Consider the following 15661-nt stretch of genomic DNA (forward strand, 5'->3'; position numbering starts at 1 on the left):
GAAAGGGCCCCGGGGCCGCACGCACGTGGCGACCATGGTTCATCTTGCCTCAGAGGTCGCGGGGGCGATCGCTCGAGACGTGCCTCGAGGCTGGCGAGGATGGTGTCGCTGACGGCGCAGCGCAGGCCGCGCTGGAGGCGGCGACGACGGCGGGCTTCCTCCAGGCAGCTCGGTTGCGGGCACAGATAGGCCGATCGGCCCATGCCCCCGTCCAGGCTCACCGTCCCGTCGGCCTGGCGCACCACACGCCAGAGCTGGGTGCGGTCGCACAGGCGGCGGCAGGATACGCAGCGCCGCAGCACCGGCCGCCCGGCGGGCGACGTCACCGGACGTCCTCACCAGGGGCCTCTTCGGGGGCCTCCTCGAGCGGGGGCTCCAGCTGATCGTCGGCTTCGGCTTCGGCTGGGGCGACCTCCCCGCCGTCCTCCTCGCCATCACTCTCCCCATCGATCTCCTCGTCCTCCGGCAGGGGGTAGAGCTCCCGCAGACGGGCGTCCTCCTCGGCGCGGGTGGCCTGTTCGGCCTGCAGCCGGGCCTCGGCCTCGGCCTGCAGGGCCTCCTCCTCCTGCCGCTGGGCGATCAGGGCCGCCACCGTCTGGTCCTCGCTGACCTGGTCGTACTCCTGGGCGTTCTTGATGTCGATCTTCCAGCCGGTGAGCCTGGCGGCCAGGCGCACGTTCTGGCCCTCCCGGCCGATGGCCAGGCTGAGCTGGTCGGGGGGGACGAGCACGTGGGCGTGGTGCCCTTCGGGGTCCACCAGGCGGACCATCTCCACCCGCGCCGGGCTGAGGGAGTTGGCCAGATACTGGGCCGGATCCGGCGACCAGCGGATCACGTCGATCTTCTCGCCCCGCAGTTCATTCACCACCTGCTGGATGCGGGAGCCGCGGGCGCCGATGCAGGCCCCCACCGGATCCACTTCCCGCTCCACGCTGTCGACCGCCACCTTGGTGCGGGGGCCGACGGCGCGGGAGGGCGGATTGGCTTCCCTGGCCACGGCGACGATCCGCACCGAGCCCTCCTGGATCTCGGGCACCTCGTTCTCGAACAGGTAGACCACCAGGCCCGCATTGGCCCGGGAGACGAACAGCTGGGGGCCGCGCCTGGGCACCTCACTCACCTCCTTGAGGAACACCTTGAAGGTGGCATTGGCGCGGTAGTTGTCGTTGGGCAGCTGGTCGCGGCGGGGCAGTTCCGCCTCCACCTCCGGCCGGCCCAGGCCACTGCTGACGGCCATGATCACGCTCTGGCGCTCGAAACGGATCACCCGGGCGGTGAGCACCGGATCCTCCAGGTCGGCGAATTCCTCCTGGATCATGCGGCGCTGCTGGTCCCGCAGTTTCTGGGCCAGCACCTGCTTGGTGGTGGCGGCGGCCATGCGGCCGAAGTCGTCCTTCTCCGGGGTCACATCCAGCACCACCGTGTCGCCGATCTGGGCGTCCTCCGCCACCTGGCGCACCTCTTCGATGGCGATCTGGTGGTCGTCGCTCTCCACCTCCTCAACGATGATCTTGCTGGCCAGCACCCGATAGCCCTCCTCCTCCAGATCGAGCGCCACGTCGAAGTTGCTGAAGTAGTCCTCTTCGAAGGGGTCCTCGCTGATGCCCAGGTAAAGGGTGCGGCGATAACGCTCGTAGCCCTTCAGCAGCGCCTCCCGCAGGGCCGCCTCCACCACCTGGGGAGCCAGCTTCTTCTCGTCGCTGATGTCCTCGATCAGGTTGTTGAGACCGGGGAGCAGAACCAGGGCCATGGACTCGGGGGCGTGGGGGCAGGTAGGGAACGGGGGGTGAACCGGAGCGGTTCAGGAATCGGGAGGCGCCTGGGTGAGCCGCACCCGCAGTACGTCGTCGCGGGGAATGCGCAGGATGCGGCCGCGCTCGTTGAGCTGCACCACCTCGGCATCGCGGCCGAGCAGGAGGCCCATTCGCCGCACTTCTGCACCGTCGGCGTCCCGGCGGAGCACCTCCACCGGAAAGCCCCGGAAGCTGACGAAATCCCGGTCGGAGTGGAGATCCTCCCCGATGCCGGGGCTGCTCACCTCCAGCACGTAGGCCATCGTCAGCAGGCCGGAGGCCTCGATGGCCTCGGCGAGGGGACCGCTCACGGCGGCGCACTCATCGAGGTTGACATCGGTGCCATCGGCCCGCTGCACCCGCACGACGACCGTCAGGGGGATGCGGTGGGCCAGCATCTCGACGGACTGCACCTCAAGGTGCGCCGCAGCGACCACCGGCCGCGCCAGCGTCTCCAGGTCGTCAGTGAGGGGATGGGGCAAGGACGGGCGGCGTGGGGAGAGGACTCCCGCTGGCGGGATGGCCCGCCGCGCGCTGCAGTGTTCACTGCCCCCAACCGCCCGGCTTCCACCCCTCAGGGGAAAGGCCATGCGGAACAAGGGTGAGCCCCGGCGGGCACGTCGTCACCCTAGAGGATTGGCCTCCGGCGGGCTGGGCATCTCCAGCATCGGGGCTTCCGCGTAGTAGTCGTTGGCGGTGACCTCACCCCGCAGGCTGAGGTCCTGATTGAGGCACTGGCCGCACTGCTCCGGTGTGCGCAGGTACTGACACACCCGGGCCCAGAGCTTGGCGCGGCTGCCCGGTGCCCCCTGGCTGAAGTGGACCAGGTCGTTGCCTCCGGCCATCCCCTGGATCTCCACCTTGCAGAGGGTGCAGCGCTGCCGCGTGCCGGGGGGGATCGGGGCCATGGCCTCGGGGAGGACTGGGGGCAAAGTTAAGCCGATTCAGGTCGAGCGGTCCCGCTCCAGGCCGGCCGGAGCCGTCTCCGATGCGAATTCTTCAACTCAGCGATCCCCATCTGCTCGCCGATCCCGATGGTCGCTGCCACGGCCGGCCGGCGCTGGCCCTGCTCCGCCACGGGCTCCACGAGGCCCTGGGCCAGCTGCGCAGCGCCGGGGAGAGCCCCGATCTGGTGCTGATCAGCGGCGATCTCTGCGATGACGAGAGCTGGGGCGGTTACGCCCGCCTCGGGGACCTGCTGCAGGAGATCCCGCTGCCGGTGGCCCTGCTGGCGGGCAACCACGACCACCCGGCCCTGCTGCGGGCCGCCCTGGGGCGCCGCGCCGTGGTCGCCCCGGCCCTGATCCGCTGCGGCAACGGCCAACTGCTGCTGCTCGACAGCCACCGCAGCGGCGACACCGCCGGTGAACTGGGCCCGACCCAGCTGGCCTGGGCGCGGCGCCAGCTGGCCGCCGGATCGGCGGATGGCGAGCTCCCCCTAGTGGTGGCGGTGCACCATCCGCCGCTGCCGATCGGCGATGCCACCATGGACGCGATCCGGCTGCGGGACGGCGAAGCCCTGCTGGATCTGCTGCGGCCGCCGGTCGCCCTGCGGGGCCTGGTCTGCGGCCACATCCACCAGCACTGGCAGGCGGGGCTCCCGGGGAGGCCGGCGGTGCCCCTGTTGGGCTGTCCCTCCACCCTGCGCAGCTTCGGGCCGGTGCAGCCCTGCCCCCTGGGCCGCTCGTCCGACCCCGGCGGGCGCTGGTTGGCGCTGGGGTCGGACGGCGTGCTGCGGCAGCGGTTGCTGCGCTGGGCACCGGTCGACGGTCCTAGCCTCCCCTGATGCAACGCCCCTTCCCCCTGTCTTCCCTGATCCGGCGGCTGCAGGGCCTGATGGCGGTGGCCCTGCTGCTGGCGTTCGCGGCCCTTCCCCTGCCGGCGGCCGCGCTCGAGGAGGCCCCCCCGGCCCTGACCCCCCACAGCTTCGTGGCCGACGCCGCCCGGCGGGTGGGACCGGCAGTGGTGCGGATCGACACCGAGCGCAACGTGGCCCGGCCCCCGTTCGATCCGGCCCTGCTGGATCCCCTGCTGCGGGATCTGTTCGGCGATCCCTCCGGCAGCACGCGGGAGCGCGGCCAGGGCTCGGGGGTGGTGATCGATGGGCGCCGCGCCCTGGTGCTCACCAACGCCCATGTGGTGGAGAGCGTCGACCGGGTCACCGTCACCCTGGCCGATGGCCGCCAGCTGGACGGCACCGTGGTGGGCACCGACCCGGTGACCGACCTGGCGGTGGTGCACGTCAGCGGCAAAGCACCCCTGAGCGCCGCTCCCCTGGGGGATTCCGAAGCCCTGGAGGTGGGCGACTGGGCCATCGCCCTGGGCAGCCCCTATGGCCTCGAGCGCACGGTCACCCTGGGCATCGTCAGCAGCCTGCATCGCGACATCAACAGCCTCGGCTTCGCCGACAAGCGCCTCGACCTGATCCAGACGGACGCGGCCATCAACCCGGGCAACTCCGGTGGTCCCCTGATCAACGCCGCCGGTGAGGTGATCGGCATCAACACCCTGGTGCGCTCGGGGCCCGGCGCCGGGCTGGGCTTCGCCATCCCCATCAACCTGGCCCGGAAGGTGGCCGACCAGCTCGGGGACGGCGGCACGGTGGTCCACCCCTACCTGGGCCTCCAGCTGGTGCCGCTCACGGCCCGCATGGCCCGTGACAACAACCGGGATCCCGATGCCCTGCTGCAGCTCCCCGAGCGGGATGGCGCCCTGGTGCAGCGGGTGCTGCCGGAAAGTCCGGCGGAGGCGGCCGGGCTCCATCGCGGCGACCTGGTGGTGGCCATCGCCGACCAGCCGGTGAACACCCCCTCGGCCCTGCTCCAGCAGGTGGAACGGGCCGAAGTGGGCCAGCCCCTGCCGCTGAAGGTGGTGCGGGGCCAGCGGGAGCTGCAGCTCTCGATCCGGCCGGCGGCCCTGCCCCAGGCGGGGTAGGGCCCCGGGGGGGGCCAGGACGGTCCCCCTTGCTACGGTCTGCGCCATTTCCGGCAGACCCCATGTCCGATCTCCAGGACCGCATGAAGGAGGCCGTGGCCACGGCGGCGGTGGACCAGATCCGTGACGGCATGGTGGTGGGGCTGGGCTCGGGCTCCACGGCGGCGCTGATGATCCGGGCCCTCGGCCACAAGCTCCAGCAGGGTGAGCTCAGCGGCATCGTCGGGGTCACCACCTCCTTCCAGGGGGAGGTGCTGGCCGCCGAGCTGGGCATTCCCCTGCAGACGCTGAACGCCGTGCAGCGCATCGATCTGGCCATCGACGGCGCCGATGAGGTGGACCCCGGCTTCCAGCTGATCAAGGGGGGCGGGGCCTGCCACGTGCAGGAGAAGCTGGTGGCCCGCCGGGCCGACCGCTTCGTGGTGGTGGTGGATGCCACCAAGCTGGTGGAACGCCTCAACCTGGGCTTCCTGCTGCCGGTGGAGGTGCTGCCCGGGGCCTGGCGCCAGGTGCGCGATGAACTCACGGCCATGGGCAGCCGCGTGGAGCTGCGCATGGCCGTGCGCAAGGCCGGTCCGGTCGTCACCGACCAGGGCAATCTGGTGCTGGATGTGGCCTTCGACGGGGGCATCGGCGACCCGGCCGCCCTGGAGGCGACGATCAACAACATCCCTGGTGTGCTTGAGAACGGCCTGTTCGTGAACCTGGCCGACCAGGTGCTGGTGGGTGAGGTCGTGGACGGTGCGGCCGGGGTGCGCGACCTGGCGAGGCGCTGAGCTGCTCTGCTGGGCTACCCGCCGCCTGGCCCCCAGAATGGGGGGATCCTCTGTGGGCTGGGGAAACGGTGCCCCACGGCGACCTCAGCAAGCTGCTGCTCCAGCTGCTGGCGCAGACGGCTGAGGCGTTCATCGTCGAGCCCACGAGTGAACTGGACGCCACCATTGATCGCACCCTGGCGTCCATCGGCGGCCTGTTCGACGTGGATCGGGCCTATGTGTTCTCCCTGACGCGCTATCCGGGATTCGCCAGCAACACCCATGAGTGGTGCGCGCCGGGGGTGGAACCGCAGATGCACCAGCTCCAGCACGTGTCGGAGGTGTCCATCGGCTGGTTGATGGGGGAAATGCGGTCCGGGCGGGCGGTCAATCTCGAGTCGCTGCTCGATCTCCCCGCTGGGGCCGATGCCGAGCGGGCCCATCTCAGCGCCCAGGGCATCCAGTCCCTGCTGGTCCTCCCCCTGGTGCGGCGGGGCCAGTTGGAGGGGTTCGCGGGCTTCGACCACATCCGCGGCTGCCGCCGCTGGAGCGACCAGGAGGTGGCGGTGCTCTCCATCGTGGTGAGCGGCTTCGCCCAGGGATTCGAACGGCGGCTGATTGACGAGCAATTGCGTCAATTGGCCTACGAGGATCCGCTCACCCGCCTGCCCAATCGCTCCCTGCTGAGTCAGCGTCTGGGCGAGGAGCTGGAGCGGGCCAGGCGCAACGGCACCCACCTGGCGGTGGGCTACCTCGACCTCGACAACTTCAAGCCCGTCAACGACAGCCACGGCCATGCCGTGGGCGACGAGCTGCTGGTGGCTGTGGCCGAGCGCCTCTGCCGTTGCCTGCGACCGGGCGACACGGTGGGCCGGCTGGGCGGGGACGAATTCGTGGTGATCCTGCCCGGCCTCAGCAGCCTGGCCGAGCTGGAATCGCTGGGTGAACGGCTGCTCAGCGCCGTGGCCCAGCCCACCCACCTTGGCGAGACGCTCTGCGTGGCCTTGAGCACCAGCATCGGCTTCCGGCTGGTGCCCCCCGACGATGCCGATCCGGATACCCTGCTGCGCCAGGCCGACCAGGCCATGTACGCCGCCAAACGGGCTGGCCCGGGGCGGATGCACCACTTCGACGTGGAGCTGGAACGGCGCCAGTCGCTGCAGCGCTCCCGGCTGGAGAGGGTGCGCCAGGCCATCGAGGCGCAGCAGCTGCGCCTGTTCGTGCAGCCGGTGATCGACCTGGCCACCGGGCAGCTGCGCTTCGCCGAAGCCCTGGTGCGTTGGCAGCACCCCCAGCAGGGCTTGCTGGCGCCGGAGGCCTGGCTGGGCTGGATCGAGGATCAACCGGAGATCACCCGCCTCGGTGACTGGGTGCTGGAGCAGGCCCTGCGCCACTGCTCGGCCTGGATGCGGGCCGGGCCCTGTGTGGCCGTGAGCGTCAACATGTCGGCCCGGGAGCTGCGCGATCCAGGCTTCGCGGAGCGGATCCGCGCGGCCCTGGCCCTCCATCCCGAACTGCCCGGCTCGGCCCTGAGGCTGGAGGTGCTGGAAACCGCCGCCCTGGAGGATCTGGAGCTGGTGGCCCAGAACATCGCCCGCTGCCGCGATCTGGGTGTGAGCTTTGCCCTCGACGACTTCGGCACCGGCTACTCCTCGCTCACCTACCTGCGGAGGCTGCCGATCGCCACGATCAAGATCGACCGCTCGTTCGTGGCCAGGATGCTGGTGGATCCGGCCGATCGGGCCATCGTCAAGGCCGTGGTGGATCTGGCCCACGCCTTTGGCCGCACCTGCGTGGCCGAAGGCGTGGAGACGGCGGAGCACCTGCAGGTGCTGCGGGCGATGGGCTGTGAGCTGGCCCAGGGATTCGCCATCGCCCGGCCGATGCCGGCGGAGGACCTGCCCGGCTGGTCTCTCCCGTCCGCCGCAGGCGGATGAGGGCCACTGCGCTCAGCTGTCGGGGGTCCCGAGCCGCTGGCGCACCGATTCCGCGTGGCTGTGCAGTCCCTCGCTCTCGGCCAGGGTGACCACGGCCGGCCCGGTGGCCTCCAGGGCCGCCCGGTTGAAGTGGATCAGGCTGGTGTGGCGCAGGAAGGTCTCGACGCTGAGGGCGCCGGCGAAGCGGGCGGTGCCGGAGGTGGGCAGGGTGTGGTTGGGGCCGGCCAGGTAGTCACCCACCGCCTCGGGCGACCAGGGGCCGAGGAAGATGGCGCCGGCATGGGTGATCCGGTCCGCCAGGGATTCGGGATCGGCCACCAGCAGCTCGAGGTGCTCCGGGGCGAACCGGTCGCTGAGGGCCGCCGCTTTGGCCAGGTCGTCGCAGACCACGATCAGCCCCCAGTCGTTGAGGGCCTGCAGGGTGATGGCGGCCCGCGGGTGCCGCTCCAGCTGGGCTTCGATGGCGGCCGGCACGGCGGCGGCCAGCGCCTCGCTGGTGGTGATCAGGATCGCCGCGGCGAGGGGATCGTGCTCCGCCTGGGCCATCAGGTCGGCGGCCACCTGGGCGGGCCGGGCGGTGAGGTCGGCGATCACCAGCACCTCGCTGGGGCCGGCCAGGGAGTCGATGCCCACCGTTCCGTAGACCGCCTTCTTGGCCAGGGTCACGTAGAGGTTGCCGGGGCCGCTGATCACATCGACGGCCGGGACCGTTTCGGTGCCGTAGGCCAGGGCCGCGATCGCCTGGGCGCCCCCCACCCGGAACACCTCCTCCACCCCGGCCCGGTGGGCGGCGGCCAGCACGGTGGCATTGGGCTCGCCGCCGGGGCCGGGCGGGGTGACCATCACCAGCCGCTCCACGCCCGCCACCCGGGCGGGAATCGCATTCATCAGCACCGTGCTCGGGTAGGAGGCCCGGCCACCGGGGACGTAGATCCCCGCCCGCTGCACCGGGCGCCAGCGGCGCCCCAGCCGCTCGCCATGGGGGCCGGTCACGGCCAGATCCTCCGGCATCTGGCGGCGGTGGAACGCCAGGATCCGGTCGTGGGCCAGGTCCAGGGCCCGGCGCAGGGGTTCGGGGCAGTCGTGCCAGGCCTGGGCCAGCCGCTCGGGGGGCACCCGCAGGGGATCGGGCCGCAGGCCGTCAAAGCGTTCGCTGAAGTCGAGCAGGGCCGCGTCGCCGCGCTGGCGCACCTCGGCCAGGATCGCCGCCACCCGCGCCTCCTCCTCGCGCATGCGGCCGCCCTCGGTGCGGGCGGCGATCGCTTCGAGCCGTTCGCCGGCCCGCGCGCCGTCCCGCAGGCAGGTGATCCGCAGCGCCGGCCGTTCCCCGCCGGCGTCAAGGCTGGCGGCAGGGGCGGCGGCAGGGGCGGCGGCAGGGACGGGGGTGCTGCCGGCAGGGCTGCTGCCGGTTGGGGTGGAAGCGACCACGGGACGGTGCCGGAGGCGATGGGCTGCGCCGACGCTAGGGCCTGGAACCGGCCAGGGCCTACGGGGTAGGATCCGCGTTTGCTGAGTCAGCGCCCCTACGCCTGTGGCCAATAACAAGTCTTCGAAGAAGCGCATCGAGATTGCCGAACGCAATCGCCTGCGCAACCGCACCTACAAGTCCGCCCTGCGCACCCTGATGAAGCGCTGCCTCACCGCCTGCAGCGCCTACGGCCAGCAGCCGGGCGAGGAGGCCAGGGCTGCCGTCCAGTCCAGCATGAACGCCGCCTTCAGCAAGATCGACAAGGCCGTGAAGGTGGGCGTGGTGCACCGCAACACCGGCGCCAACCAGAAGTCCCGCCTCAGCGTGGCGGTGAAGCAGGTGCTCGAGCCCACCGCCGCCGGCAGCACCGGCGCCTGACGCCCCCCATGGCCGTGAGCCCCGAGGCCGCCCCACCCCTGGTCGACAGCCACTGCCACATCGTGTTCCGCAATTTCGAGGCGGATCTCGATGCCGTGGCCGACCGCTGGCGTGAGGCCGGGGTGAAGGCCCTGGTCCATGCCTGCGTGGAGCCGGCGGAGATTCCGGCGATCCGGGCCCTGGCTGATCGCTTCCCCGAACTGCGCTATGCCGTCGGGGTCCATCCCCTCGACACTCAGCACTGGCACGGCGACACCGCCGCCACGCTCGAGACGGCGGCCCGCGCCGACGACCGGGTGGTGGCGATCGGCGAGCTGGGCCTCGACCTGTTCAAGGCGACCAACCTCGACGAGCAGCTGGCTGCCCTGGGGCCCCAGCTGGATCTGGCGGTGACCCTGGATCTGCCGGTGATCATCCACTGCCGGGACGCGGCCGAACCGATGCTCGCCGAGCTGCGCCGGCGCGAGCGTGAGGGCCGCTGCCCCCGTGGCGTCATGCACTGCTGGGGGGGCACCCCCGAGGAGATGGCCGGCTTCCTTGAGCTCGGCCTGTTCATCAGCTTCAGCGGCACGGTCACCTTCCCCAGGGCCGAGCCCATCCACGCCTGCGCCCGGCTGGTGCCGGCCGACCGCTACCTCGTCGAGACCGACTGCCCCTTCCTGGCGCCGGTGCCCCGCCGCGGCAAGCGCAACGAGCCGGCCTACGTGGCTTCGGTGGCGGCCCGGGTGGCCGAGCTCCGTGGCGAGACGCTCGCAGAGGTGGCGGCGACGACCACCGCCAACGCGGCGCGTCTTTTCCGGCTGCCCCTCCAGGTTGTATGATGTCTTATTGGCCTGGAAGCGGAAGCGCTCCTTTTGTCTAAGACGGCATCAATTGAGTCGGCAAACCCGCAGCGAGCCCTGTAAGCGCCCCCGCCGGATCGTTCGTCCCTGCTTCAGGGGCGGTCGGTTCGGCTGAGCGCCTGTTGGCATGGCCCGTCCCCCCGGGCAGCCCAGGCAGGTCACGCCGCGATCCCCTTCCTTACCCCGTCCAGGTCCGCCCCACCCCCCTCGTTCCTGCAGGTTCACCGCATGAGCAGCGCGATCCAGGTCGCCAAGACCGTCACTTACCTTCCCGATCTCGTGGAGGTACAGCGGGCGAGCTTCAAATGGTTCCTGGAGAAGGGCCTGATCGAGGAGCTGGACAGCTTCTCCCCGATCACCGACTACACCGGCAAGCTGGAGCTGCACTTCATCGGCGACCAGTATCGCCTGAAACGCCCCCGCCACGACGTCGAAGAGGCCAAGCGTCGCGATGCGACCTTCGCATCCCAGATGTACGTCACCTGCCGCCTGGTCAACAAGGAGACCGGCGAGATCAAGGAGCAGGAGGTCTTCATCGGGGAACTTCCCCTGATGACCGAGCGCGGCACCTTCATCATCAACGGCGCTGAGCGGGTGATCGTCAACCAGATCGTCCGCAGCCCCGGCGTCTACTTCAAGGACGAGCAGGACAAGAACGGCCGCAAGACCTTCAACGCCAGCCTGATCCCCAACCGGGGCGCCTGGCTCAAGTTCGAGACCGACAAGAACGACCTGCTGCACGTTCGCGTCGACAAGACCCGCAAGATCAACGCCCACGTGCTGATGCGGGCCATCGGCCTGTCCGACAACGACGTGCTCGACAAGCTGCGGCACCCGGAGTATTACCAGAAGTCGATCGAGGCCTCCAACGAGGAGGGCATCTCCTCGGAAGACCAGGCCCTGCTGGAGCTCTACAAGAAGCTGCGCCCCGGTGAGCCCCCCTCGGTGAGCGGCGGCCAGCAGCTGCTGCACAGCCGCTTCTTCGATCCCAAGCGCTACGACCTGGGCCGGGTGGGCCGCTACAAGATCAACAAGAAGCTGCGTCTCACCATCCCCGATGCGGTGCGCACCCTCACCGCCGAGGACGTGCTCTCCACGATCGACTACCTGATCAACCTGGAGCTCGACGTGGGCGGCGCCTGCCTCGACGACATCGACCACCTGGGCAACCGCCGGGTGCGTTCGGTGGGTGAGCTGCTGCAGAACCAGGTGCGCGTGGGCCTCAACCGCCTGGAGCGGATCATCAAGGAACGGATGACCGTCGGCGAAACCGAATCGCTCACCCCCGCCCAGCTGGTGAACCCCAAGCCCCTGGTGGCGGCGGTCAAGGAGTTCTTCGGCTCCAGCCAGCTGAGCCAGTTCATGGACCAGACCAATCCCCTGGCCGAGCTGACCCACAAGCGCCGCATCAGCGCCCTCGGCCCCGGCGGTCTCACCCGGGAGCGGGCCGGCTTCGCCGTGCGCGACATCCACCCCTCCCACTACGGCCGCATCTGCCCGATCGAGACCCCGGAAGGCCCCAACGCCGGCCTGATCGGTTCCCTCGCCACCCACGCCCGGGTGAACGAATACGGCTTCATCGAAACCCCCTTCTGGCGCGTCGAGAACGGCATCGTCCTCAAGCAGGGCGATCCCCTCTACCTCTCCGCCGACCTCGAGGACGAGTGTCGGGTGGCCCCGGGTGACGTTCCCACCGACGCCACCGGACGCATCACCGTCGATCTGGTGCCGGTGCGCTACCGCCAGGACTTCGAGAAGGTTCCCCCCGAGCAGGTGGACTACGTCCAGCTGTCGCCGGTGCAGGTGATCTCGGTGGCCACCTCCCTGATCCCCTTCCTCGAGCACGACGACGCCAACCGGGCCCTGATGGGCTCCAACATGCAGCGCCAGGCCGTGCCTCTGCTGCGCCCCGAGCGGCCCCTGGTCGGCACCGGTCTGGAAACCCAGGTGGCCCGCGACTCCGGCATGGTGCCCATCACCAAGGTGAACGGCACCGTCTCCTTCGTCGATGCCACCGCCATCGTCATCCGTGACGAGCAGGGCCGCGACCACACCCACTTCCTGCAGAAGTACCAGCGCTCCAACCAGGACACCTGCCTCAACCAGCGGCCGATCGTCCGCCAGGGCGATCCGGTGATCGCCGGCCAGGTGCTGGCCAACGGCTCCGCCTGCGAAGGCGGTGAGATCGCCCTCGGCCAGAACGTGCTGATCGCCTACATGCCCTGGGAGGGCTACAACTACGAGGACGCCATCCTGGTGAGCGACCGGCTCGTTCAGGACGACCTCTACACCTCGGTGCACATCGAGAAGTACGAGATCGAAGCCCGCCAGACCAAGCTCGGACCCGAGGAGATCACCCGGGAAATCCCGAACGTGGCCGAGGAGAGCCTGGGCCACCTCGATGAGATGGGCATCATCCGCATCGGCGCCTATGTCGAATCCGGCGACATCCTGGTGGGCAAGGTGACCCCCAAGGGTGAGTCGGATCAGCCGCCCGAGGAGAAGCTGCTGCGCGCCATCTTCGGTGAGAAGGCCCGCGACGTGCGCGACAACTCCCTGCGGGTGCCCAGCACCGAACGGGGCCGGGTGGTCGACGTGCGCATCTACACCCGCGAGCAGGGCGACGAACTGCCGCCGGGCGCGAACATGGTGGTGCGGGTCTACGTGGCCCAGCGCCGCAAGATCCAGGTGGGCGACAAGATGGCCGGCCGCCACGGCAACAAGGGCATCATCAGCCGCATCCTTCCCCGCGAGGACATGCCCTACCTGCCCGATGGCACGCCCATCGACATCGTGCTCAACCCCCTGGGGGTGCCGAGCCGCATGAACGTGGGCCAGGTGTTCGAGTGCCTGATGGGCTGGGCCTCCTCCCACCTCGACTGCCGCGTCAAGGTGGTGCCGTTCGATGAGATGTACGGCCCCGAGAAGTCGAAGCAGACGGTGCAGGCCTACCTCGAGGAAGCCGCCAAGCTGCCCGGCAAGGACTGGGTCTACAACCCCGCCAACCCCGGCAAGATCCAGCTGATCGACGGCCGCAGCGGCGAACCCTTCGACCAGCCGGTGACCGTGGGCTACGCCCACATCCTCAAGCTGGTGCACCTGGTGGACGACAAGATCCACGCCCGCTCCACCGGCCCCTACTCCCTCGTCACCCAGCAGCCCCTGGGCGGCAAGGCGCAGCAGGGCGGCCAGCGGCTCGGGGAGATGGAGGTGTGGGCCCTGGAGGCCTACGGCGCCGCCTACACCCTGCAGGAGCTGCTCACCGTCAAGTCCGACGACATGCAGGGCCGCAACGAGGCCCTCAACGCCATCGTCAAGGGCAAGCCCATCCCCCGGCCGGGCACGCCGGAGTCGTTCAAGGTGCTGATGCGGGAGCTGCAGTCCCTCGGCCTCGACATCGCCGTCTACACCGACGCCGGCGAGGAGGTCGACCTGATGCAGGACGTCAACCCGCGCCGCAGCACCCCCAGCCGTCCCACCTACGAATCCCTCGGTGTCGCGGATTACGACGATGACTGATCGCTTGATTCACCGGCTCTGATTTCTCCGTCTCTCTCGATCACCCTGCGTCTCCGCCATGTCCAACAGCAACCTCCGCACCGAAAACCACTTCGACTACGTGAAGATCACGCTCGCTTCCCCCGAGCGGATCATGCAGTGGGGGCAGCGGACGCTGCCCAACGGACAGGTGGTGGGTGAGGTCACCAAGCCGGAAACGATCAACTACCGCACCCTCAAGCCCGAGATGGACGGGCTCTTCTGCGAGAAGATCTTCGGCCCCTCCAAGGACTGGGAATGCCACTGCGGCAAGTACAAGCGGGTGCGGCACCGTGGCATCGTCTGTGAGCGCTGCGGTGTGGAAGTCACCGAGAGCCGGGTGCGGCGCCACCGCATGGGCTTCATCAAGCTGGCGGCGCCGGTGAGCCACGTCTGGTACCTCAAGGGCATCCCCAGCTATGTGGCGATCCTGCTCGACATGCCCCTGCGGGACGTGGAGCAGATCGTCTACTTCAACTGCTACGTGGTGCTCGACAAGGGTGACCACAAGGACCTCACCTACAAGCAGCTGCTCACCGAAGACGAGTGGCTGGAGATCGAGGACCAGATCTTCGCCGAGGATTCCGAGATCGAGAACGAGCCCATGGTGGGCATCGGCGCCGAGGCCCTCAAGCAGCTGCTGGAGGACCTCGACCTCGAGAAGGAGGCCGAGCAGCTCCGCGAGGACATCAACAACTCCAAGGGCCAGAAGCGGGCCAAGCTGATCAAGCGCCTGCGGGTGATTGACAACTTCATCGCCACCAACGCCCGCCCCGAGTGGATGGTGCTCGATGTGATTCCGGTGATCCCCCCCGATCTGCGCCCCATGGTGCAGCTGGACGGCGGCCGTTTCGCCACCAGCGATCTCAACGACCTCTACCGGCGGGTGATCAACCGCAACAACCGCCTGGCGCGCCTCCAGGAGATCCTCGCCCCCGAGATCATCGTCCGCAACGAGAAGCGGATGCTGCAGGAGGCCGTCGATGCCCTGATCGACAACGGCCGCCGCGGACGCACCGTGGTGGGGGCCAACAACCGGGCCCTCAAGTCGCTCAGCGACATCATCGAGGGCAAGCAGGGCCGCTTCCGCCAGAACCTGCTCGGCAAAAGGGTCGACTACTCCGGCCGCTCCGTGATTGTGGTGGGCCCCAAGCTGAAGATGCACCAGTGCGGCCTGCCCAAGGAGATGGCGATCGAGCTGTTCCAGCCGTTCGTGATCCATCGCCTGATCCGCCAGAACATCGTCAACAACATCAAGGCGGCCAAGAAGCTGATCCAGCGCGCCGACGACGAGGTGATGCAGGTGCTGCAGGAGGTGATCGAAGGGCACCCGATCCTGCTCAACCGGGCCCCGACCCTGCACCGCCTCGGCATCCAGGCCTTCGAACCCAAGCTGGTGGATGGCCGCGCCATCCAGCTCCATCCCCTGGTCTGCCCGGCCTTCAACGCCGACTTCGACGGTGACCAGATGGCCGTGCACGTGCCCCTGGCGATCGAGGCCCAGACGGAGGCCCGCATGCTGATGCTGGCGAGCAACAACGTGCTCTCCCCCGCCACCGGCGAGCCGATCATCACCCCCTCCCAGGACATGGTGCTTGGCGCCTATTACCTCACCGCCGTCGACCGGGACAAGGCGCAGCCCGCCTTCGGCGACCGTTCCCGCACCTTCGCCGACCTCGAGGACGTGATCGCCGCCTTCGAGGAGAAGCACCTCAGCCTGCACGACTGGGTCTGGGTGCGCTTCAACGGCGAGGTGGAAAGTGACGACGAGGACAGCGAGCCCGTCGCCACCGACACCCTCACCGATGGCACCCGCGTCGAGCAGTGGAAGTTCCGCCGCGACCGCTTCGATGAGGACGGCGCCCTGATCAGCCGCTACCTGCTGACCACCGTGGGTCGGGTCGTCATCAACCACACGATCATCGACGCCGTGGCCGCGTCCTGAGTTCCACTGGCCGGGCCGAGCCCCGCGCCCCGTGTCTTCCGATTCCCTCCAGCCTTCTCCATCGCGCGCCGC

General features: G+C 69.6%; 12 protein-coding genes and 1 pseudogene. 8 read left to right on the plus strand and 5 right to left on the minus strand.

The features are described from left to right. Positions 1–74: 74 nt before the first annotated feature. The 4 genes and pseudogenes from KBZ08_RS10370 to KBZ08_RS10385 all read right to left on the minus strand — a co-directional run. Positions 75–326: pseudogene (locus tag KBZ08_RS10370) on the minus strand (YlxR family protein); the annotation flags it as partial. Then, entirely contained in the window at positions 323–1750 is a 1428-nt protein-coding gene (gene nusA / locus KBZ08_RS10375; RefSeq protein ID WP_254972800.1) for a transcription termination factor NusA, read from the minus strand. The gene nusA and the pseudogene KBZ08_RS10370, both read right to left, overlap by 4 nt. 51 nt (positions 1751–1801) lie before the next feature. Next, positions 1802–2275 (minus strand): ribosome assembly cofactor RimP, encoded by a 474-nt coding sequence (locus KBZ08_RS10380; protein WP_106220262.1) that lies wholly within the window; start codon positions 2273–2275, stop codon positions 1802–1804. A gap of 141 nt (positions 2276–2416) precedes the next feature. Continuing rightward, positions 2417–2701, minus strand: coding sequence for a hypothetical protein (locus KBZ08_RS10385; RefSeq protein ID WP_106220263.1), 285 nt, complete (start codon positions 2699–2701; stop codon positions 2417–2419). A gap of 80 nt (positions 2702–2781) precedes the next feature. Between KBZ08_RS10385 and KBZ08_RS10390 the strand changes: the two genes are divergently transcribed. The 4 genes from KBZ08_RS10390 (at position 2782) to KBZ08_RS10405 (ending at position 7419) form a co-directional block, all read left to right on the plus strand. Next, complete coding sequence (locus KBZ08_RS10390) at positions 2782–3579, plus strand: metallophosphoesterase (protein ID WP_106220264.1); 798 nt, start codon at positions 2782–2784, stop codon at positions 3577–3579. Next, entirely contained in the window at positions 3579–4727 is a 1149-nt protein-coding gene (locus KBZ08_RS10395; protein ID WP_106220265.1) for a trypsin-like peptidase domain-containing protein, read from the plus strand. The genes KBZ08_RS10390 and KBZ08_RS10395 overlap by 1 nt, the downstream gene beginning before the upstream one ends. Positions 4728–4789: 62 nt before the next feature. Further along, positions 4790–5503, plus strand: a complete 714-nt coding sequence (gene rpiA / locus KBZ08_RS10400; RefSeq protein ID WP_254972804.1) for a ribose-5-phosphate isomerase RpiA — start codon at positions 4790–4792, stop codon at positions 5501–5503. A 68-nt stretch (positions 5504–5571) separates the two neighbouring features. Next, positions 5572–7419, plus strand: coding sequence for an EAL domain-containing protein (locus KBZ08_RS10405; RefSeq protein ID WP_254972805.1), 1848 nt, complete (start codon positions 5572–5574; stop codon positions 7417–7419). A 12-nt stretch (positions 7420–7431) separates the two neighbouring features. Here the strand turns inward: KBZ08_RS10405 and hisD are convergent, their stop codons facing one another. Then, on the minus strand, positions 7432–8727 hold the full coding sequence (hisD, locus tag KBZ08_RS10410) for a histidinol dehydrogenase (RefSeq protein WP_396122412.1): 1296 nt from the start codon (positions 8725–8727) through the stop codon (positions 7432–7434). Positions 8728–8950: 223 nt separating this feature from the next. On the opposite strand from hisD, the gene rpsT reads away from it, so the two are divergent. The 4 genes from rpsT to KBZ08_RS10430 all read left to right on the plus strand — a co-directional run bounded on the left by rpsT (position 8951) and on the right by KBZ08_RS10430 (position 15589). Then, positions 8951–9265, plus strand: coding sequence for a 30S ribosomal protein S20 (gene rpsT, locus KBZ08_RS10415; protein ID WP_254972808.1), 315 nt, complete (start codon positions 8951–8953; stop codon positions 9263–9265). Positions 9266–9273: 8 nt separating this feature from the next. Beyond that, the gene (locus tag KBZ08_RS10420) at positions 9274–10086 is read left to right on the plus strand and encodes a TatD family hydrolase (RefSeq protein WP_106220269.1); all 813 of its coding nucleotides are present in this window, start codon (positions 9274–9276) and stop codon (positions 10084–10086) included. A 249-nt stretch (positions 10087–10335) separates the two neighbouring features. Further along, on the plus strand, positions 10336–13626 hold the full coding sequence (gene rpoB, locus KBZ08_RS10425; protein ID WP_015110546.1) for a DNA-directed RNA polymerase subunit beta: 3291 nt from the start codon (positions 10336–10338) through the stop codon (positions 13624–13626). Between the two features lie 58 nt (positions 13627–13684). After that, positions 13685–15589: a DNA-directed RNA polymerase subunit gamma gene (locus tag KBZ08_RS10430; protein ID WP_106220270.1), complete on the plus strand. Its 1905-nt coding sequence runs from the start codon at positions 13685–13687 to the stop codon at positions 15587–15589. The last annotated feature ends 72 nt before the right edge of the window (positions 15590–15661 follow it).

It is taken from the genome of Cyanobium sp. Candia 9D4 (assembly GCF_024346155.1).
GTDB classification, from domain to species: Bacteria; Cyanobacteriota; Cyanobacteriia; order PCC-6307; family Cyanobiaceae; genus Cyanobium; species Cyanobium minutissimum.